This is a genomic window from Pseudomonas sp., from assembly GCF_035512415.1.
Taxonomy (GTDB): domain Bacteria; phylum Pseudomonadota; class Gammaproteobacteria; order Pseudomonadales; family Pseudomonadaceae; genus Aquipseudomonas.
On the sequence record NZ_DATKDZ010000038.1, the window covers coordinates 461349 to 481007 of the forward strand.

Consider the following 19659-nt stretch of genomic DNA (forward strand, 5'->3'; position numbering starts at 1 on the left):
GAGCTTCCAGCAGCTCTTCTTGATAATCGTCCATTGCCTGTTCCTCCCACTCGATATGTCAGCAACCGCTCATTGCGTAAACAAAGAGCATGCCAATAAAGCTAGAGGAAGCTGATGAACGCAAGATGACAGGTTGTCGCGCAACCAGGTTCAGGCCAATCGCCAGAAATCAAAGACAATAAAAAACCCGCTGATATCGCTATCAGCGGGCTTCATATATGGCGCAGCGGACGGGACTCGAACCCGCGACCCCCGGCGTGACAGGCCGGTATTCTAACCGACTGAACTACCGCTGCGTGTCGGTGGACTTGCGTCCATGGAACTCTTGCTTCATCTGATGAGGCCGCCGGTGAGGGCTTTTTCATCTCAGCCTGAGCGAACTCAAGCTGGAAAATATGGCGCAGCGGACGGGACTCGAACCCGCGACCCCCGGCGTGACAGGCCGGTATTCTAACCGACTGAACTACCGCTGCGCGTCGGTGGACTTTCGTCCGGTTTCACAAGAGTGGTGGGTGATGACGGGATCGAACCGCCGACCCGCTGCTTGTAAGGCAGCTGCTCTCCCAGCTGAGCTAATCACCCGCTGCTTGCGAGGCGCGAAATTTACGCAAGGGCCGATGCTAAGTCAATACCCTGCTTCAAGTTTTTCTAAAAAGATGGAAAACCCAGTGCCCCCATGCGGTGCCCATTTACCGCGTCGCGCACCGCCATGCAGCCTGGCGCGGCGCTTATGGCGCGACCCGCAGGCTCAAACGTGCAGCTACCTTGCTGTCCTCGGCACGGTCCAGCCCCGCCTCGACAATCTGCACCCCCTGGGCCTCCAGCGCGGCGAACCAGCGCAGCAACTGGGCAAAAGATGCCGGCTGCACACTGACCTGCAAGGCACCGCCACTGTCGCTGTCCAGCCGTTCGATGCTCAGGCCCTGCGCCCCGGCACTGGCCGTCACCAGACCCTGCAGGCGCGCCGGTTCGACGCTCACCTGGGGCCGGCTCGCCAGGCTGCGCGCCAGCGGAGCCCGGCTCTGCAGGTAGGCATGCAATTCGCGCTGGGTTTCGAAGGCGCTACGCGCACTCGCCAGACGCTGCTGGGCGGGCTGCCAGAGCGCCAGGTAGAGCAGCACCAGCAGGACAAACAGCGCCAGGCAGGTCAACGACAGTCGATCGCGAGGGGCCAGGGCGCGCCAGCGCTGGACCAACACCGAGCGTTCCAGCTGGGCAGCAAAACCTTTATCGAGCTCGAGCATACTCATCCTCCGATCACCACGCGGGCACTGACACCATCGGTTTCCCGGCTGGCCGAGCCCAGTTGCACGGCCAGCCCGCTTTCCTGCAGGCGCTCACGCAGCCGTTCCAGCTCGGCAAAGCCTGCGGCCTGCACCTGCATGGCCAGGTCGCCGCGGTTTTCGCTAAAGTCCACCTGCCTGATTTGCACCTGCCCGCCCTCGGCCACCACGGCCTGGCTGACCTGCGCCAACAAACTCAGCAAACGCGCCTGGCCCGGCCCACTGCCCGCCCCCAGATGCTGATCGAACTGCGCCCGCAAGTTGACCAGTTTGCTGTCCTGGGGAAACAGCTCCTGATACAGCGCGGCGCTGGCCGCAGCGTAGTTATCGGCCTGGCGCTGCAAATGCCAGCCCTGGGCCAGGTCGAAGCCCCATTGCAGCACCAGCCAGATGCCGAGCACGCCCAGCAGCGGTTTCCAGCGCTGCCACTGGCCGCCACTCGACTGCGCGGCAAAGGCCTCCTGCGCCAGGTTGGTGCCCGTTGTCTGCTGCGCCAACCAGAGCAGCGGTGCGTCGATCTGCACACGCTCATCCACCGGCTGCGGGGCCTCCTGGCCGGGGCAACACCAGGCCTGCTGCGGGTGCGCGCAAAGCGCCGCCAAGGCCGGCCAGTCGGCAGCCGTCAGGGCCAGGCGGGCAACCCCTTCGCCCCCCAGCAACCAGCGGCCATGCAGCTCCAGCAACTGGCTGCCGGTTGCCGGCAGCAAATCGGCATCGACGACGATGCGCTGCGGTGGCGTGTCGCATAGCGCCAACCAGGCGGCCAGCCAGCTGCGGCGTACGGCAATCACCCGATAGCGACCATCGGCCAGGGCCTCCCCCAGCGCCAGATGCATCAACTCGACATCCTCGGCCAGCAACTCCTCCACGGCGAAGGGCAGCGCCTGACGCAGCCAGCGCGTTTTGCGGGTCGGCAGATTGACCGCGCAGGCGGTCACCGCCTCGACCGGCAGCACCAGGGTCCAGTTGCCTGACAGCTGCGCCTGCACCTCAGCGAACGGCAGGCACTCGCTGTGCCCCTCCGCGACCCGCTGTACTGGCAGATCCGGGCGGGCACCGGCGCAGGCCGCGGGCGGTAGAAATATATGCAACTGACTCATGGCTCGACTTCCTCGACGGGCGCAGCCGGCATGCCGCTGAGCCCCAGATCACGGGCTAATACATATATCCGGCCATCGCTGGCACGGTGCAAGGTGCTGCGCAGAACCTGTCGGCGATCGCCGATGCGGACTTCGCTGACCACCTGAAAATACTGGCTACCGACACCCAGGGCCTGGCTCTGCGGCTGCAGGCCAACAAGCCGCCCGGTAAAGCTCGCCGGCTTGTCGTAGCCCTCGCTGCCGCGTGCGGCGACCAGCCCCAGGGCGGCGCTCAGCGACAAGCCATCAGCCACGCTGGCCAACACCCGGGCGCTGGCGGTATTGACGTTCAGGGTCACCCCCGCCGGCAAGGCAGTGACATAGGGCGACACGCGCTGGTAGTCGACCTCGTTCATTTCCAGCAGCAGACGCAGCTCCGATACATCCGCCAGCGCCCGATTACCGGCGCGATAGGGCGGCTGTTGCAGCAGGTACTGATTGTCCTCGGCCCCGTAAGCCCCGCTGGCCTGGTCGTCGGCATCCAGCCAGTCGAGCAGGCGTTCGGCATAGGGCGCCTCGATCTGCAACCCCAGCAGCAACCGGCGGAACTGGGCCATGGCGGCGTCGTTGGGCTGTCCCTCGCGCACCAGGCTGTTGAGGTTGAAGCGCGCACTCAGATCACTGATCTGCACCCGCAATTCGCCGCCCTCATCCAGGGCAAAGGGAGCCAGGGGCTTGGCCCATGGCTCGTTCAGGTGATCGACCGGCACACGCGGGTCGCCCTGACGCAGATCGCGCAGCAGCACCGCCTTGGCCAGGGTCTCGCCGCCCAGGGCGTAGTGCCAGGCCTGGCGCACATGCAGCTGGTTGGTGCTGCTGCGAATCGACAGCTGCTGACGGGCGATGATCCCGGCACTGACCACCGTAACCACCGCCACCACCAGCAATACGGTGATCAGGGCCATACCGCGCTGGTGCCTCATGATTGTGGTGCCCCCTGCTCGTCGCCCGCCTCGTCCTGCGGAGTTTCGGGGTCCTCCCCGGGGATCTGGCCCAGGCGTTCGGGCAGCCTATCGGGCAAACGCAGCAGGCGGCGCAGCTGGCCATAGCGGCGATGTTCCAGCAGCAACTCAAGGGCCTGGGGCAGCATGGCCAGGCGATCCTCCCCCGGCCCCGACTCGGGCGGCCAGCTGTCATGCCATACGCCCTTGGCATCCTGATAACGCAGCTGCAGGTCCGTTACCCCATCCAGGGCCTGCTGCACCTGCGGCTGGCTGTCCTGGGCCTGATCGAGCACCGTCCAGTACAGGCGCTGCCATTGCTCGCCACTGCGCTGCCAGCGCACCCGCTGCAGCGAGGCCCGTGGCTGCGCCAGGGGATTGCGCCAACCACTGCGGCTGAGTTCGAGCGCGCCCTCATCGCCCGCCTCGGCGAGCAGCGCCGCCCGCGGGTCGCCGAAGGGGTCGCGCACCGGCCTGGCCTGCACCTGCAACACATCCCGTTCGAATGCCGCCATGGCCCGCACCAGCTCGCGCAGCTGCGCCTCGTGGCTACGGGTGACCTTGTCGGTTTGCAATACGCTGTCGAGCATGCGGTAGGTGCCCAGGCCCAGCAGCGCGAAAATCGCGATGGCGATCAGCAATTCGAGCAGAGTAAAGCCCCGCGCCGCCTTCATCGCCCGTCCCCGAGGAAACCTTCGAGGCTGATCAAGGCGCGCTCGCGCACCTCGCCGATATTGCCCTGCTCGGCACGCTCCGCCACCCACAGGGTGACGCGGCGCAGCGCCGGCTCGCTGGTCGCCCGGATTTCGCTCTGCCACTGCCAGCGCCGCCCGGCGAACATCAGCTCACCCTGGGCGCGGCCATCGGCCACCGGGGTTTGCGCCAGCTGCAGCTCGGTCAGTTGGTTGTCGGCGATCCACATCGCCAGGGTCTTGTCTTCCAGACGCGAAGCGGTTTGCAGACTACGCGCGGTGGCGGTCAGCACGCTGGCCGCGACCATGGCGAAGATGGCCAGCGCCACCAGCACCTCAAGCAGGGTAAAACCGGCCATGCGCTTCATCCGGCGCGTCCTGGTGGCGATTCGACTTCCACCCTGGGCAGGCGAAAACCGTCGCTGCTCAACACCAGGCGCAGGCCATCGGCACGCCGCTCCGCCAGACGCAGGCGAAAGGGGCTCATTTCGCCGCTGGAGAGCAACAGCAACTGCGGCAGCAGCACCTTACCCTTGCTGCCCTCGGCCTTGTCCTCGGGCAGCGGCAGGGCCAGGGCTGCCCCCTCCAGCTCGACACTCAGCTCGGCCCAGGTGGGCAATCGATGGGGTTTGCCGGGCAGCGCCTGCCAGCTCAGGGTCAGCGAGTCGTAGCGCAGCACCTGGTAGCTGTCAGGGCTGAGCAACAGGCCATATTCACGGTTATCCAGCACCGCCTCCTCGGCCAGCACGCCAATCAGGCCGGCCAGGCGTTCAGCCTCGCTATGCAGCTCCCGCCCCGGACCGACGATGCCCAGGCTGAGCACCGTCAGGCCGATCAAACTGCCGAGAATCACCAGCACCACCAGCAACTCGATCAGGGTAAAGGCCCGCGACCCGGTTGCGGCTGGAGCCCGCATGGCGGCACGGCGCACTCAGCAGCGCCCCATCAGAGGTCCCAGTTACCGATATCGGCATCATTCTCGCTGCCGCCTTCCTTGCCGTCGGCACCCAGCGAATAGAGGTCGAACGCGCCCTTGGTGCCCGGCGCCAGGTATTGATAGCCATTGCCCCAGGGATCCATCGGCGCGCGTTTGAGGTAGCCATCGCGGTTCCAGTTCTTCGGCTGCGGGTTGCCCGAAGGTTTTTTCACCAGGGCTTCCAGACCCTGCTGGGTGCTCGGGTAGCTGTGATTGTCCAGTTTGTACATATCCAGGGCGGCAGCAATCGACTTGATATCACCCTTGGCCACGGTGACCTTGGCCTGATCCGGCCGGCTCATCACCTGCGGCACCACCAGGGCGGCAAGAATGCCCAGGATCACCACCACCACCATGATTTCGATCAGCGTAAAACCCTTTTGCCCCTTGTTCACGTGCTTACCCCACCAATTGATTGAGCGACAGAATCGGCAGCAGGATCGCCAGAACGATGACCAGCACCACTGCTCCCATAAAAACCAGCATAAAAGGTTCGAACAACCCGACCAGCAGCGCCACCTGGGCCCCCAGGTCGTTTTCCTGATTGCGCGCGGTGCGCGCCAGCATCTGATCCAGTTCGCCGGAGCGTTCGCCGCTGGCGATCATATGCAACATCATCGGCGGAAACTGACCACTGGCCTCCAACGCGCGGGTCAGGCTGCCACCTTCGCGGACCTTTTGCGCGGCGATTACCACATCGGCGCGAATCACCCGGTTGGCGATCACCTGTGCGCCGATACCCAGGGCCTCGACCAGGGGCACGCCGCTGCGGGTCAGGATCGCCAGGGTCGAGGCAAAGCGCGCGCAATCGGTGGCCCGAATCAGTCGTCCGACCAGCGGCAGGCGCAACAGCAGGCCATGCCAGCGCGCCTTTAGCGCATCGTCACGCAATGCCCAGCGCAGGGCGAACACCGCCGCCACGGCCAGAATCACCGCCAGCCAGCCCCAGCTCTTGACCCAATCACTCAAAGCAATCAGGCCGCGGGTCAGGGCCGGCAAGGTCTGCCCGGAGTCGACGAACACCCGCACCACATCCGGTACCACATAGCCGAGCAGAAAGCCGACGATCAGCAGCGAGGCGCACATCAGAATCAGCGGGTAGAGCAGCGCCAGCTGGATTTTCTGCCGCGACTGCTGGCGTTGCTCGGTGTAATCGGCCAGTTGCTCCAGCACGGGCCCCAGATGCCCGGCGTGCTCGCCCGCCGCCACCGTGGCGCGGTACAGCTCGGGAAAGGCCGAGGGGAATTCCTTCAGGCTGCTGGCCAGGTCATGGCCCTCCAGCACCCGCGCGCGCACAGCCAGGAGCATGCTCTGGACCCGCGGCGAACGGGCCTGGGCCGCCGCCGCGCGCAGAGCCTCCTCAATCGGCAAGGCCGCCTGGATCAGCGTCGCCAGCTGGCGCGTCAGCAACGCCAGATCGCTGGCCGACAGGCCGCGACTAAAGCTGAAATGGCTACCGCCGCTGGCGTGCTCGCGGGTCCGGGTCGGTTTGACGTCCAGCGGGGCGAGCTGGCGGTCGCGCAGCACCTGGCGCACCTGGCGGGCGCTGTCGGCCTCCAGCACGCCTTTCTGCTGGCGGCCCTTGCTGTCGAGGGCGAGGTATTCGAAAGCGGCCATGCTCTTATTCCTCGCGGGTCACGCGCAGCACTTCCTCAAGGGTGGTCACCCCGGCCAGTACGTTACGCATGCCGTCGGCCCGGATACTCGAACCCAGGGTGCGGGCGTGACGAACCATGTCCTGTTCGGAGGCGGCATTGTGGATCAGGGTGCGCAGCTGATCGTCGAACACCACCAGCTCATAGATGCCGGTACGTCCGCGATAACCCTGCTGATGGCATTCGGCGCAACCGCGGGCGTGATACAGGCTCGGCGGCGATGCAGCACTTACCCCCAGCAGCGTGCATTCCGCCGCATCGGCCTGGTAGGCCTCCTTGCAGTGCGGGCAGAGCACCCGCACCAGGCGCTGGGCCAGCACCCCGAGCAAGGACGAGGACAACAGAAAGGGTTCGACGCCCATATCCACCAGGCGCGTAATGGCCCCGATGGCGCTATTGGTGTGCAAGGTCGAGAGCACCAGGTGACCGGTCAGGGAGGCCTGCACGGCGATCTCGGCGGTTTCCTTGTCGCGGATCTCGCCGACCATCACCACGTCCGGGTCCTGACGCAGGATGGCACGCAGGCCGCGGGCGAAGGTCATGTCGACCTTGGAGTTGACCTGGGTCTGGCCGATACCTTCGAGGTGGTATTCGATCGGGTCCTCGACGGTGAGGATATTGCGGCTGCGGTCATTCAGGCTGACCAGGCTGGCGTACAGCGTGGTGGTCTTGCCCGAGCCAGTGGGGCCGGTCACCAGCAAAATGCCGTGGGGCTTGCGTACCGTGGCTTCCATCAGGTCGCGGTCGCGGGCGCTCATGCCCAGGTGCTGCAGGTTGAGACGGCCGGCCTGCTTGTCGAGCAGACGCAGCACCACCCGCTCGCCATTGGCCGAAGGCAGGGTCGACACCCGCACATCCACCTCACGACCGCCGACTTTCAGGGAAATCCGCCCGTCCTGGGGAATACGCTTCTCGGCGATATCCAGACGCGCCATGACCTTGATCCTTGAGACCAGCAAGGCGGCCAGCTCGCGCTTGGGTTCGAGCACCTCACGCAGGATGCCATCGACCCGGAAGCGTACGACCAAACGTTTCTCGAAGGTTTCCAGGTGGATATCCGAGGCATTTTCCTTGATCGCCTCGCCGAGGATGGCGTTGATCAGGCGAATGATCGGCGCGTCGTCTTCCTGCTCCAGCAGGTCCTCGGTTTCCGGCACCTGCTCGGCCAGGGCCGCCAGATCCAGGCTGCCGCCGATGTCCTCGGCCAGCTGCATGGACGCCGAATCATGTTGGTAAGCCTGGCCCAGGGCCTGCTCGAAGGCCTCTTGGGTCAGGCCACGCAGCGCCAGTTGCGCGCCGATCATCCGCTGGGCTTCGGCCAGGGCCACCAGTTCGACCCCCGGACGATAAGCCAGACAGGGACCATCACGCTCGCTCAGCAAAACCACGCCGTGGCGCCTGGCAAAGCTGAACGGTAAACGCCGTAGTGGCACTTCGGTGAGCAGCGCATTCATGGGGTAACGGACCTTGACCACGGTAACCAGGCGTCTGTCGCAAAAGCAGCAACCGAACGCTCAACACCTAGGGTTCCACGAGTTAATTGTTGTAAGTTGCCTGCAATAGAACGCAAACAAAGGCGCGCTATCTTTAGCACATTGAGCCGACCGACACACGCCCCCGACGGGGGGCTGTCAAATCAACGGCAACTGTCTATGATCAGCGCGCGATCCAGGCCACAGAATAATAAAACGCGGAGTGACGCTTTTGCCCGTTTCGGCAACCCAACACTGGCTTCAGCGGCATGCCACCACCCTGGCAGCCATCGCTGTAGTTCTCGCCATGAGCATCAGCCTGGCTTGGCAAAGCGCCGAGTGGCTGCGCCTGTTGCGTACCCCACCGGCTACCAGCGAGCTCAACCCCAGTGCCCCTAGCGCCCCGGCAAGCCATCCGCAGCTCGGCCAGCTGTTCGGCCACAGCCAGCCCGACAACGCCGACGCCCCGGCCACCAACCTGCGCCTGACCCTGCTGGGCAGCTTCGTGCACGCCGACCCCAAACGCTCCAGCGCGATTATTCGCAGCGAAGGCAGCCCGGCTCAGCGCTACAGCGTGGACAGCGAGATTAGCAGCGGCGTGCGCCTGCATGCGGTGAGCGCCGATCGGGTCGAGCTGCTGCGCAATGGCCGCCGCGAGAGCCTGAGTTTCCCGCTCAGCCAACCCCAGGACAGCGCCAACACCTATAACAGCAACAGCGCCGAGGACCCACTCGAGCAGCTCAGCGAAATGGAAAACGACAACCTGGTGCAACTGCGCGAACGCATGGATGCCCTGCGCCAGCAGATGGAAGCCTCCGGCACCTTGCCAGCGGACGCTGAACCCACCGATCAGCCTACGGAAAACGACTGAACCGATGACCCCGATCCTTTCGCGCCTTACCTTCGCCCTACTCGCCGCCGGCCTGGCTTGCAGCCCGCTGCCGCTCAGCGCCGCCGTCAATGCCGTGACCCCGAGCGCCAGCCAACAGGAAGAAAGCTGGACCATCAACCTCAAGGGTGCCGATATCCGCGAGTTTATCGACCAGGTGGCGCAGATCAGCGGGCAGACCTTTGTCGTCGACCCCCGGGTCAAGGGCCAGGTCAGCGTGGTGTCGAATACCGCGCTGAATCTCAGCGAGGTCTACCAGCTGTTTCTCTCGGTGATGGCCACCCACGGTTTCAGCGTGATCACCCAGGGGGACCAGGCGCGTATCGTGCCCAATGCCGAAGCCAAGGCCGACGCCGACTCCGGCCCCGCCGCCCCAGACCGCCTGGAGACGCGCCTGATCCAGGTGCAGCATGGCTCGGCGACCGAGCTGATCCCGCTGATTCGCCCGCTGATTCCGCAATATGGCCATCTGGCCGCGGTCAGTTCGGCCAACGCCATTATCATCAGCGACCGCAGCGCCAATATCGAACGCATCGAAGACCTGCTGCGCCAGCTCGATCAGAAGGGCCAGAACGACTACAGCGTGCTCAACCTGCAACATGCCTGGGTCATGGACACCGCCGAGGTGCTGCGCAGCGCCATCGACCGCGGCCAGGCCAAGGGCACGACCGGCACCCAGGTGGTGGCCGACGGCCGCACCAACCGCCTGATCCTGCTCGGCCCACCGGCCGCGCGCGCCAAGCTGATGGCCCTGGCGCAATCGCTGGACACCCCCACCAGCCGCTCGGCCAATACCCGGGTGATTCGCCTGCGCCACAGTGATGCCAAGAGCCTGGCGGAAACCCTCGGCGAGATTTCCGAGAAGCTCAAGCCGGAGTCCGGCGGCGAAAGCACCGGCAAACCGCAGACGGTATTGATCCGCGCTGACGAGAGCCTCAACGCCCTGGTGCTGCTGGCCGAGCCCGACGTGGTGGCGACCCTGGAAGACATCGTGCGCCAGCTCGATGTGCCGCGCGCCCAGGTGATGGTCGAGGCGGCGATTGTTGAAGTCTCCGGCGATATCAGCGACGCCCTGGGCGTGCAGTGGGCCGTGGATGGCCGCGGCAGCACCGGCGGCCTAGGCGGCACCAACTTCAGCGGCACCGGCCTGTCGATCGGCAGCGTGCTACAGGCCATTCAGGATCAGGGCAATGGCACCGACAACGCCACCCTGAGCAATCTGCCGGATGGCGCGATCATCGGCCTGGGCACCGACAGCTTCGGCGTGCTGATCACCGCACTGTCGGCCAACAGCAAGAGCAACCTGCTGTCCACTCCCAGCCTGCTGACCCTGGACCACCAGAAGGCGGAAATTCTGGTCGGGCAGAACGTACCGTTTCAAACCGGCTCCTTTACCACCAGCGGTTCGGGTGCCGACAACCCCTTCACCACCATCGAACGCCAGGACATCGGCGTGACCCTCAAGGTCACCCCGCATATCAACGACGGTGCCTCGCTGCGTTTGGAAATCGAGCAGGAAATTTCCTCCATCGCTCCCACCAGCCAGGGCGTCAATGCGGTCGACCTGATCACCAACAAGCGCTCGATCAAGAGCACCATCCTCGCCGAAAACGGCCAGGTCATCGTGCTTGGCGGGCTGATTCAGGATGACGTCACCCAGGCCGACTCCAAGGTCCCGCTGCTGGGCGATATTCCCCTGCTCGGCCGGCTGTTCCGCTCGACCAAGGAAACCCGCGTCAAGCGCAATCTGATGGTGTTCCTGCGCCCGACGGTGATCCGCGATGCAGCCGGTATGGCGGCGTTGTCCGGGAAGAAATACAGCGATATCCGCGTTCTCGGCGATATCCGCGAGAACTACCGCCCCGGCATCCTGCCGCGCAACCCGGTGCAACTGTTTGACCAGGCCGAGCCAGAAGCTATCGACCTGCGCGAGTAGACTTACGGCCTTGTAGGAGCACGGGTAAAAAAATGCCTCGGTATCGACCGAGGCATTTTTGTTTACCGCAACTAACGCTTATTTGTCTTCGTTACGCTGGTGTTTGAAGAACACCCCGCCGTCACCGAACGCCGAGGCAATAAAGGCCGAAGTCAGCTCCATCTCGCCAATTTTCACCGCGCTGTTACGCCGTTGCGCGGCGTAGTTGCTACTGATGGACGGGATGATCGAGCTCTTGATCTCCATCGACGTGGCATACACGTCATAGACCTTGGTACCGGCATTCAAGGTCAGCAGATCCGTGCGGAAATCATGGGCGGTGCTGGCAAAGCGCTCGCGCAGTTCAGTGCGCGGCACAAAGTAGATCTGCGTCGGTGCCTTGGGTTTGGTCACGACAGCGCCCGTCTGGGTCACCTCGGCCATATCGTTGAGCAGCAGCAACGTAGGTTTAAGGCTTACGGCCGAGAACAGAATGGTAGAGCCCAGGGTGTCGTTGGCTTCCGGCAGCACGTACTGCGACAGCTCGTTGGCGAAGAAATTATGGTTGCTGCCCTGCCCGCTCAGGGTGTACAGCGCCGAAACGTTCTCCGACGGTTTGCCGTCGACAAAGGCCTTCCACGCCAGGCCTGGCGCAAAGCCGCGGTCGGCGGGATCACCGGTCACCGACAAACGCAGCAGACCGCTATCGGAGCCCTGGAACAGGCCGCTATAGGGGTTGTTCGGCACCGCAACGAACTTGACCTTGGCCATCACGCCATGGGGATGGATCGGCTTCTCGTAACCGGGCGGAGCCACGTCACTGCGGGTTTTCACCTTGTTCCACAGAATCGAGCCGATCAGCCCGCCGACATTCACCGGCTGCAACGCCGGCAGCTGGTCTGCCGCGTACTGGGTGCGCAGCGCGCCGTTGACCCAGAGATTTTCCTGCTTGTTGGCCCCTGGCCAGCTTTCGTAATCCTCCGGAATATTCAGGCCCCAGGGTTTGAAGGCGTTTTCCACGCCAGCCAGACTGGCTTGCAGCTGTGGGTTATGCCGACGCAGAACATCGACCATGGTGGTGTGTTCAACCCAGTCGATACCTTCCTGGGTGTACACCTCAGGGCGGTAGTCCTTGGTGTAGAAGCGGTCGGCCATCAGCCGCCGTGAGGCGTTCATGATAAAGATCTGAAACGCCGTCTCGCCAAAGGCAAAGCCTTCTGGACGCACGGTTTCCGCCAGTTGGCCGACCAGGGTGTCGATCTTCTCGATGTCGTTGTCGTACAGGCGCTTGAGCTCGGCCAGGGTGGCTGCGTCGGTGGTCAGGTCCTCGAACTCGGTGATCGGGTTGAGGCCAATCTGCCGACGGAACTCGTTGTAACGCGGGATGCCACGTTCACGGTCACGCAGCACGTCGATGGCCGCCAGATCGATATCGCCCACCAGCGGCATCGACAGGTTACGCAGGAAATTCGGGTAGTTGTTCAGCGTCAGCGAACCCGGGTTGGTGATCCCGAAGGAGTACCACAGGCGCTCCGGGCGCTCGTCATTGAGCAGGCTTTCGGCATCGCGGTCACGGGTGTTCTGCAGCGCGATGGTGCGTGAAACCTGGTTGGAGCCGATGTCATACACCTGCACGTTGTCACGCATCAGTGGGTGCATGCGATACACCGCGACAAACTCTTCGGTGAGGGTGAACGGCACGTCGTAGTTGTTCGGCGCGGTCGAGCCGACGATACCGCTGAAGGCGTGGTCGAAGGCGCTGTTGCCGACCCCGGGAGCGATATTGGGGTCGAAACCGAGGATGCGTTTGACGAAAGAATCGGACTTGGCCAGATCCTCCTGCAGCACGCGCACTTCTGCCTGGTAATCGTCACGCGGCCCGCCCTGGCCCAGCAGCCCCCACCAGTTGGCATACATGGCCCGCTCGGTGATCGGGTTGGCGATCACCGCGGGGGTCCACTCCACGGTGTGGATCTTGGCCATCAGGGCCGAGTTGATCAGCCGTGCACGGTCGTACAGCCACTGGTCGCTCTGCGCTGGGTGCTTCTGTTTGAGCGCGCTGGCGATGGCGTTGTGTTCCAGGGTAAACAGCTGATGCAGCATGCTCAGGCCCACCCACCAGTTCTCGCTGAACCCGGTGACCGGTTTGCCGCTGATCAGTTCGGTAGGCAAGGTGCCATCGGTATTGATCTTGAGCTTGCCGCCCTCAAAGGAGCGCACCTTGTCGTTGGCTTCCTTGCTGCTGCCATACAGCTGCGAGCCATCCCACCAGTGGGTGTTGTGGTTGCGGTAGGTTTGCGGCTTGCCAGCGTCACTGCTGCTGCGCGTCGGGTCCGGCTGCGTGCGCTTGACCGACATGCTGCCGCTGCCCAGCACATCACCGGGTGGCAGGGGGAACTGGATCGGGTCGGCGTCGGCATTCGGGCCGTGGTCGAACCAGTCGTGCACCATAAATTGAATCCAGGCGGCGGCGATAAAGTTCAGGCTCGCTGCCGGCTTGAACTCCTCGCGCGCCATCAGGCTGTTGCTCACATCACGCGGGTTGGGTGTGAGCAGGGTGCTGGTCTCGCCCTGGGTCACGGCCGGGTCGACGTTGCGGCCAAAGCGCCGATACACCGAGCCCTCGGCCGGGTTGCTGAGAATGTTGCAGGTGCCATCCTCGGTACGGGCCGCCAGGCTGCGCGCATCGCAAGTGATATCGGCGTTGTAGCCTGCGTAGTTTTCAACATCGAAGAGGTTGTTCTCGAACAAGGCTTGGCGTTCGACCGCCAGCACCAGTAGTCCGGAGACTACGCCCAGTGTTCCCAGCTTGGTCAAAGCTGGCCAAGTGACCCATACCGACATGGCTGTTGCTCCCGTTTTATTGTTGTAGGGACAAGGCGGCTACTGACATAGCAGCGCAGGATCAAGCCTATCGACGGGTATGGCGCAGCACCCCCTTCCAGCGGAGGGTATGTGGCCGATCAGAACGCAGAGAGCGCTAGCTGAGCGAGGCGCGCGGCCTTACGGCGAGAATCGCCTCGGTGCGACTGGAGACGTTGAGCTTGGAATAAATGTTCTTCAAATGCCATTTGGTGGTGGACAAGGCGATACCCGTCTTGTCGCTGATCTGGCTATTCGACAGGCCGCTAAGCAGGCACTCGAACACCTCCACCTCGCGCCCGGTCAGCAGGGCGCTGGCCAACGCATTGAGCGGCGGTGCCGCCTGAATGCCCTGGAAAAACTCGCCGTAGTGCTCACGGTACTTGTCCGGCACCACCAGCAGCCCAGCTTGCGCCAGGCCCAATACGCCCGCCGAAAAGCCCGGGGCTTCATCGAACACCGAGCGGTTGATATTGACGATGCCATAGGTCTCGACCAGCCCCGCCAGAGCCGCCAACTGTTGGCTCTTGCTCTGGGTGGGCACCGCCAGCACCAGGCGGTTGGCCTCGACGATCAGCAGCCTTGCGCGCATCTCGCTTTTGCGCAACGAGGCCGCCAGCACCTTGAGAATTCGCTCAGCATGAGCCTGCGCGCCGCGCGCCTGCAGCCAGTACACACAAGCCAAACCCTGGCGCTCCCAGCTTTCGTCATACGCGCGCACGCTCTCCCACTCCCCCGCCTGCAGCCGCGCCGCTAGATCGTGGCGTTGGGCCACGGCATCCATAGCGGCACTCTTACCGCTGAGTAGGGCCTGGCGCATGCTTTCCTGCGCCACCTGGCTAACAAAGCGGGCGTAGTTGCCCAGCTGCAGGATGCACGACAGCTGATCGAGCAAACGGCCGGCGCGCTCCGTCTGCTGCTGCCGATGCAGCAGCCGCGACAAGGTGATGTAGACAGTGGCAATCGCCTCGGTGGCCGAGGACGAGTTGACCATCGCCATCAGCTCGTCACACAGCTGCTGCGCTTCGACCAGCTGATTCTGCTCATACAGCACCACCACCATGGCCGTGGCGCGGTTGACCCAGGCGGGTGCCGTTTTATCGGCCCCCTCATAATCGAGGCATACCTGCTTGCGGGCATGGGTGGCGTGGCCGGCGTTGCGATGACAGAGCGCGATGATCAGGTCGGTGTAGCTTTCCAGAAAGCTGTGCCCGCACTGCGCGAGCAACTGTTTGGACTCGCTGGCAAAACGGGTAGCGTCCCGCAGGCGCGCGGCCAGCAAATGCTGATAGGCAATCACCGCCAGCGTGCAGGCCCGGATTTCCAGGGCCTGGCCTGGCCCGAGCAAATCGCGCCAGGCCGGCGGCGCAACGAAGTTCTTATCCTGCTCAAACAAGCCCAGCAACAACGCCAGAAACTGCCGCATCGCCGGTTCCAGGGTCGCGCCAGACGCGCTGTGCTCGAGGCTATCGAGCAACTCCAGATGGTAGTGCGCCTGATGGAAACGCCGTGACAGCGACAGCGCGGCAATCAGCCAGCCGAGTAGCCTGGGCTGAGCCAGCAGCAGCGCCTCTGGCAGCGGCTCGATCCAACGCAGCATGTCGCCAAACTGCCCCCTGCGTACCCAGGACGCGCAACAGTGCTCCAGCAACCCGAGGAAAATATTCTGATCGCTACAGTGCCGAGCATGCTGCAGCGCCTGCTCATACTCGCCCAGGCTCAGGTAATAGTCGGCGGCGCGACTGTGCAACTGATCCAGCCGCGCGTATTCCTCGATCAGCAGGCGGCGACAGAGAAAATCCTGCAACAGGGCATGAAAGCGGAACCAGCCCGGCTGGTTCTCCACCGGCAATAGAAACAGCTGGCGCTCAGCCAGCTCCTCAAGCAGCAAAGCCGAGCCCGTGCGCTGCATAACATAATCACAAAGCGCACCATCAAAACGCTCGAACAGGCCGCTACAGAGCAGAAACTCGCGCAGATTCGGCGGCAACTGGCGCAGCACCACATGGCCGAAATAGTCGACGATTTCCGGCTGGCTGCCGTTGAAACGCTGCAACGCCTGGGTGCCAAAGCGCGCATAGGCCAGCAAGGCAATTTTCACCCCCGCCACCCAGCCTTCGGTCATACCCAGCAGGCTGTCGACATACGCCTGGCTCAGTGTCTGCCCGCCCAAGTGGGTGTTTAGCTGCTGCACCTGCTCGGCCGACAGGCGCAGGTCGTACTGGTCGATACACAGCAGGCGGTTTTCCAGCTTCAGCTGGCTCAGGGCAAAGCCTGGGTGATTACGGCTGGCGATGATCAGACGGACATGGGCTGGCAGCTTGTCGAGCAGCGCGGCCATCACCTCAAGAATGCTGCACGACTCGATCCACTGAAAATCATCGAGCACGATAAACAGCGGGCCGTCGATACGCTCCAGGGCATCACCCAGCAGATCGCCCAAGAGCCGTGGCGACAGACTGGATGCCACCAGGGGGTTGAGCCAGGACGTATCGAAATCGCCCACCTGGGCGCGGATGCTGTCCGCCAGGCGGCGGAAAAACCACAGCGGGTCGTTGTCCCGCGCCTGTAGCGGGTAATGCACCAATGCCGCCGCACAGCGGGCACGCCAGTGCTGCAGCAAGGTGGACTTACCAGAGCCTGCGGGTGCCAACAGCAGCGTCAGGGCAAAGCGCTCACTGCGCGTCAGCAGATCCAGCAGGCTCTGACGGAGCACACCGTTGGCAGGCAGCACGCATGGTTGGGGTTGGTCCATCAGGCAGACCCTGTTCTTATTATTCTTCCTGCGGTCAGACGCCGCGCCTGGCGGTGAATGCTAGCGCCTGCGCGTCTTCAGACTTTGAAGTGCGTCATGTTTTACCCGCCGCTAGCCGAAGGTTGGCCCACAGGCATACGCGCCAACCAATGTGGCGAGGCAGGGGCGTGTTTAGGGAGAGATGAAGCGACCTGACGGGCCCGTAAAGGCCCGCCAGGCAAGGAGACCGACTTAGAGCGCCGCCAGACCGCGGGCCAGATCGGCCTTGAGATCGACCAGGTCTTCCAGGCCGACCGCGACGCGGATCAGGTTGTCGCGGATGCCGGCATTGGCGCGCTCGGCTGGAGTCAGGCGGCCGTGGGAGGTGGTCGCCGGATGGGCGATGGTGGTCTTGGTATCACCCAGGTTGGTGGTGATGGAGATCACCCGGGTGGCGTCGATAAAGCGCCAGGCCGCTTCCTTGCCGCCCTTGACCTCGAAACTGACCACCGCGCCAAAGGCGCTCTGCTGCAGTTTGGCCAATTCATGCTGCGGATGGCTGGGCAACCCGGCGTAGTAAACCTGCTCGACCCCGGGCTGCTGTTCCAGCCACTGAGCCAGTTGCAGGGCGCTGGCACAGTGAGCCTGCATGCGCACGCGCAGGGTTTCCAGGCCCTTGAGAAAGATCCAGGCATTGAACGGGCTAAGGGTCGGCCCGGCGGTGCGCAGAAAGCCCACTACCTCCTTCATCAATTCGGCGCGGCCGGCGACAACGCCGCCCATGCTGCGGCCCTGGCCGTCGATATACTTGGTCGCCGAATGCATAACGATATCGGCCCCGAGCTTGAGCGGCTGCTGCAGCGCCGGGGTACAGAAGCAGTTGTCCACCGCCAGCAGCGCACCCTTGCCATGGGCAATCTCCGCCAGGGCGGCAATATCCACCAGCTCGGCCAGGGGATTGGACGGCGACTCGACAAACAGCAGCCGGGTATTTTCCTTGAACGCCGCCGACCAGGCATTCAGGTCGGACAGCGGCACATAGTCCACCTCGACGCCGAAGCGCTTGAGGTACTTCTCGAACAGGCTGATGGTCGAACCGAATACGCTGCGCGACACCAACACATGGTCGCCGCCGCTGCACAGGCTCATGACCATGGCCAGAATCGCCGACATGCCGGACGAGGTGGCAACCGCCTGCTCGGCCCCTTCCAGGGCGGCGATGCGCTCTTCAAAGGCGCGCACCGTGGGGTTGGTGTAACGCGAATAGACATTGCCCGGCACCTCGCCAGCAAAGCGCGCGGCGGCGTCGGCGGCGGTGCGGAACACATAGCTGGAGGTGGGGTAGATCGCCTCGCTGTGTTCGCCCTCAGGCGAGCGATGCTGCCCGGCGCGCACTGCCAGGGTGTCGAAACCTACGCCGTCCAGATCGCTATCCAGACGCCCTGCTTGCCATTCTTCGCTCATACCTACCTCACACAGCCGTAGCCCGGATGCAATCCGGGTTGCTCATCCCAAAGGCTCCCGGATTGCATCCGGGCTACACGCTTGCAGCTTGCGACTTGGAGCCTGCAGCTTAGTTGTTGTACAGATCGATAATCGCGCTGACCGCCTGGGACTTGACCTTGGAGAGGTCGTTACGCGCCTGCTCGATCTTGTCCAGGTAAGCCGCGTCGACATCGCCGGTGACGTACTTGCCGTCGAACACCGCGCAATCGAAATGCTCAATCTTGATCTTCTTGCTACCACTGACCGCTTCGATCAAATCAGGCAGATCCTGGTAGATCAGCCAGTCGGCACCGATCAACTCGGCCACTTCCTCGGTGCTGCGGTTATGCGCGATCAGCTCATGGGCGCTGGGCATGTCGATGCCATACACGTTGGGATAACGCACCGCCGGCGCGGCCGAGCAGAAGTAGACGTTCTTCGCCCCGGCTTCGCGGGCCATCTGGATAATCTGCTTGCAGGTGGTGCCACGCACGATGGAATCGTCCACCAGCATCACGTTTTTGCCGCGAAATTCCAGCTCGATGGCGTTGAGTTTCTGCCGTACCGACTTCTTCCGTGCGGCCTGGCCCGGCATGATAAAGGTGCGGCCGATATAGCGATTTTTGACGAAGCCTTCGCGAAACTTCACGCCCAGGCGATTGGCCAGCTCCAGCGCCGAGGTGCGGCTGGTGTCGGGAATCGGGATAACCACATCGATATCGTGTTCGGGACGCTCACGAAGGATCTTGTCGGCCAGTTTCTCGCCCATGCGCAGACGCGCCTTGTACACCGACACGCCGTCCATGATCGAGTCGGGACGGGCCAGGTAGACGTGTTCGAAGATGCACGGCGAAAGCTTCGGGTTGCTCGCGCACTGGCGCGTGGTCAGCTTGCCGTCTTCGGTGATATACACCGCCTCGCCCGGCTCCAGGTCGCGGATCAGGGTAAAGCCGAGCACGTCCAGCGATACGCTTTCCGAGGCGATCATATATTCCACGCCTTCATCGGTGTGGCGCTGACCGAAGACGATTGGGCGAATGCCGTTGGGGTCGCGAAAGCCGACGATGCCGTACCCGGTGATCATCGCCACCACCGCATAACCGCCGATGCAGCGCTCATGCACCTGGCTGACCGCGGCGAAGATATCTTCCTCGGTCGGCTGCAGCTTGCCGCGCTGGGCCAGTTCGTGGGCGAACACGTTGAGCAGCACTTCCGAATCGGAGTTGGTGTTGACGTGGCGCAGGTCGGACTCGTAGATCTCCTTGGCCAACTGCTCGACGTTGGTCAGGTTGCCGTTGTGCGCCAGGGTGATGCCGTAGGGCGAGTTGACGTAGAACGGCTGCGCCTCCGCCGAACTGGAGCTGCCCGCAGTGGGATAGCGGACATGGCCGATGCCCATATGACCGACCAGGCGCTGCATATGCCGCTGTTGAAAGACATCGCGCACCAGGCCGTTATCCTTGCGCAGGAACAGGCGGCCATCATGGCTGGTGACAATACCGGCAGCATCCTGGCCGCGGTGCTGGAGGACGGTGAGCCCGTCGTACAGCGCCTGATTGACGTTCGATTTACCGACGATACCGACAATGCCGCACATGTGACGCAACCCCTACTCA

The 19659-nt window shown here is 63.7% G+C and carries 15 protein-coding genes and 3 tRNA genes; 2 read left to right on the forward strand and 16 right to left on the reverse strand.

Translation table 11 applies throughout. From position 1 onward, the window contains the following. Nucleotides 1–219: 219 nt before the first annotated feature. The 12 genes from VMP31_RS19320 to gspE all read right to left on the reverse strand — a co-directional run bounded on the left by VMP31_RS19320 (nucleotide 220) and on the right by gspE (nucleotide 8140). Nucleotides 220–296 (reverse strand) — tRNA-Asp (locus VMP31_RS19320). A 100-nt stretch (nucleotides 297–396) separates the two neighbouring features. Beyond that, nucleotides 397–473: transfer RNA gene (locus VMP31_RS19325), tRNA-Asp, on the reverse strand. A 33-nt stretch (nucleotides 474–506) separates the two neighbouring features. Beyond that, a tRNA-Val gene (locus tag VMP31_RS19330) sits at nucleotides 507–582 on the reverse strand. 146 nt (nucleotides 583–728) lie between these two features. Then, complete coding sequence (locus VMP31_RS19335) at nucleotides 729–1244, reverse strand: type II secretion system protein M (protein ID WP_325509320.1); 516 nt, start codon at nucleotides 1242–1244, stop codon at nucleotides 729–731. A 2-nt stretch (nucleotides 1245–1246) separates the two neighbouring features. Continuing rightward, entirely contained in the window at nucleotides 1247–2383 is a 1137-nt protein-coding gene (gene gspL / locus VMP31_RS19340; protein ID WP_325509321.1) for a type II secretion system protein GspL, read from the reverse strand. Then, nucleotides 2380–3345 carry a type II secretion system minor pseudopilin GspK gene (gspK, locus tag VMP31_RS19345; protein WP_325509322.1) on the reverse strand — a complete coding sequence of 322 codons (966 nt, stop codon included), beginning with the start codon at nucleotides 3343–3345 and terminating at the stop codon, nucleotides 2380–2382. Before gspK ends, gspL begins: the two co-directional genes overlap by 4 nt. Further along, entirely contained in the window at nucleotides 3342–4037 is a 696-nt protein-coding gene (gene gspJ / locus VMP31_RS19350) for a type II secretion system minor pseudopilin GspJ (RefSeq protein WP_325509323.1), read from the reverse strand. Before gspJ ends, gspK begins: the two co-directional genes overlap by 4 nt. Beyond that, a complete protein-coding gene (gspI, locus tag VMP31_RS19355) occupies nucleotides 4034–4423 on the reverse strand; it encodes a type II secretion system minor pseudopilin GspI (protein ID WP_325509324.1) in 390 nt (129 codons plus the stop codon). Before gspI ends, gspJ begins: the two co-directional genes overlap by 4 nt. Beyond that, a complete protein-coding gene (gene gspH / locus VMP31_RS19360; RefSeq protein WP_325509325.1) occupies nucleotides 4420–4971 on the reverse strand; it encodes a type II secretion system minor pseudopilin GspH in 552 nt (183 codons plus the stop codon). The genes gspI and gspH overlap by 4 nt, the downstream gene beginning before the upstream one ends. Before the next feature lie 29 nt (nucleotides 4972–5000). Then, a complete protein-coding gene (gene gspG / locus VMP31_RS19365; RefSeq protein ID WP_325509326.1) occupies nucleotides 5001–5426 on the reverse strand; it encodes a type II secretion system major pseudopilin GspG in 426 nt (141 codons plus the stop codon). A 4-nt stretch (nucleotides 5427–5430) separates the two neighbouring features. Beyond that, nucleotides 5431–6648 (reverse strand): GspF family T2SS innner membrane protein variant XcpS, encoded by a 1218-nt coding sequence (gene xcpS, locus VMP31_RS19370; RefSeq protein ID WP_325509327.1) that lies wholly within the window; start codon nucleotides 6646–6648, stop codon nucleotides 5431–5433. Nucleotides 6649–6652: 4 nt separating this feature from the next. Continuing rightward, nucleotides 6653–8140, reverse strand: a complete 1488-nt coding sequence (gspE, locus tag VMP31_RS19375; protein WP_325509328.1) for a type II secretion system ATPase GspE — start codon at nucleotides 8138–8140, stop codon at nucleotides 6653–6655. Between the two features lie 241 nt (nucleotides 8141–8381). On the opposite strand from gspE, the gene VMP31_RS19380 reads away from it, so the two are divergent. Beyond that, nucleotides 8382–9029, forward strand: a complete 648-nt coding sequence (locus VMP31_RS19380) for a type II secretion system protein N (protein ID WP_325509329.1) — start codon at nucleotides 8382–8384, stop codon at nucleotides 9027–9029. Between the two features lie 4 nt (nucleotides 9030–9033). Then, entirely contained in the window at nucleotides 9034–10983 is a 1950-nt protein-coding gene (gspD, locus tag VMP31_RS19385) for a type II secretion system secretin GspD (RefSeq protein ID WP_325509330.1), read from the forward strand. Between the two features lie 78 nt (nucleotides 10984–11061). Here gspD and VMP31_RS19390 read toward each other — a convergent pair whose 3' ends face one another. The 4 genes from VMP31_RS19390 to purF all read right to left on the reverse strand — a co-directional run bounded on the left by VMP31_RS19390 (nucleotide 11062) and on the right by purF (nucleotide 19640). Next, nucleotides 11062–13806 (reverse strand): peroxidase family protein, encoded by a 2745-nt coding sequence (locus tag VMP31_RS19390; RefSeq protein ID WP_325509331.1) that lies wholly within the window; start codon nucleotides 13804–13806, stop codon nucleotides 11062–11064. A gap of 136 nt (nucleotides 13807–13942) precedes the next feature. Next, complete coding sequence (locus tag VMP31_RS19395) at nucleotides 13943–16579, reverse strand: LuxR C-terminal-related transcriptional regulator (protein ID WP_325509332.1); 2637 nt, start codon at nucleotides 16577–16579, stop codon at nucleotides 13943–13945. A 231-nt stretch (nucleotides 16580–16810) separates the two neighbouring features. Then, entirely contained in the window at nucleotides 16811–18022 is a 1212-nt protein-coding gene (locus VMP31_RS19400) for an O-succinylhomoserine sulfhydrylase (protein ID WP_325509333.1), read from the reverse strand. Between the two features lie 109 nt (nucleotides 18023–18131). Continuing rightward, nucleotides 18132–19640, reverse strand: a complete 1509-nt coding sequence (gene purF / locus VMP31_RS19405; protein ID WP_325509334.1) for an amidophosphoribosyltransferase — start codon at nucleotides 19638–19640, stop codon at nucleotides 18132–18134. Between the last annotated feature and the right edge of the window lie 19 nt (nucleotides 19641–19659).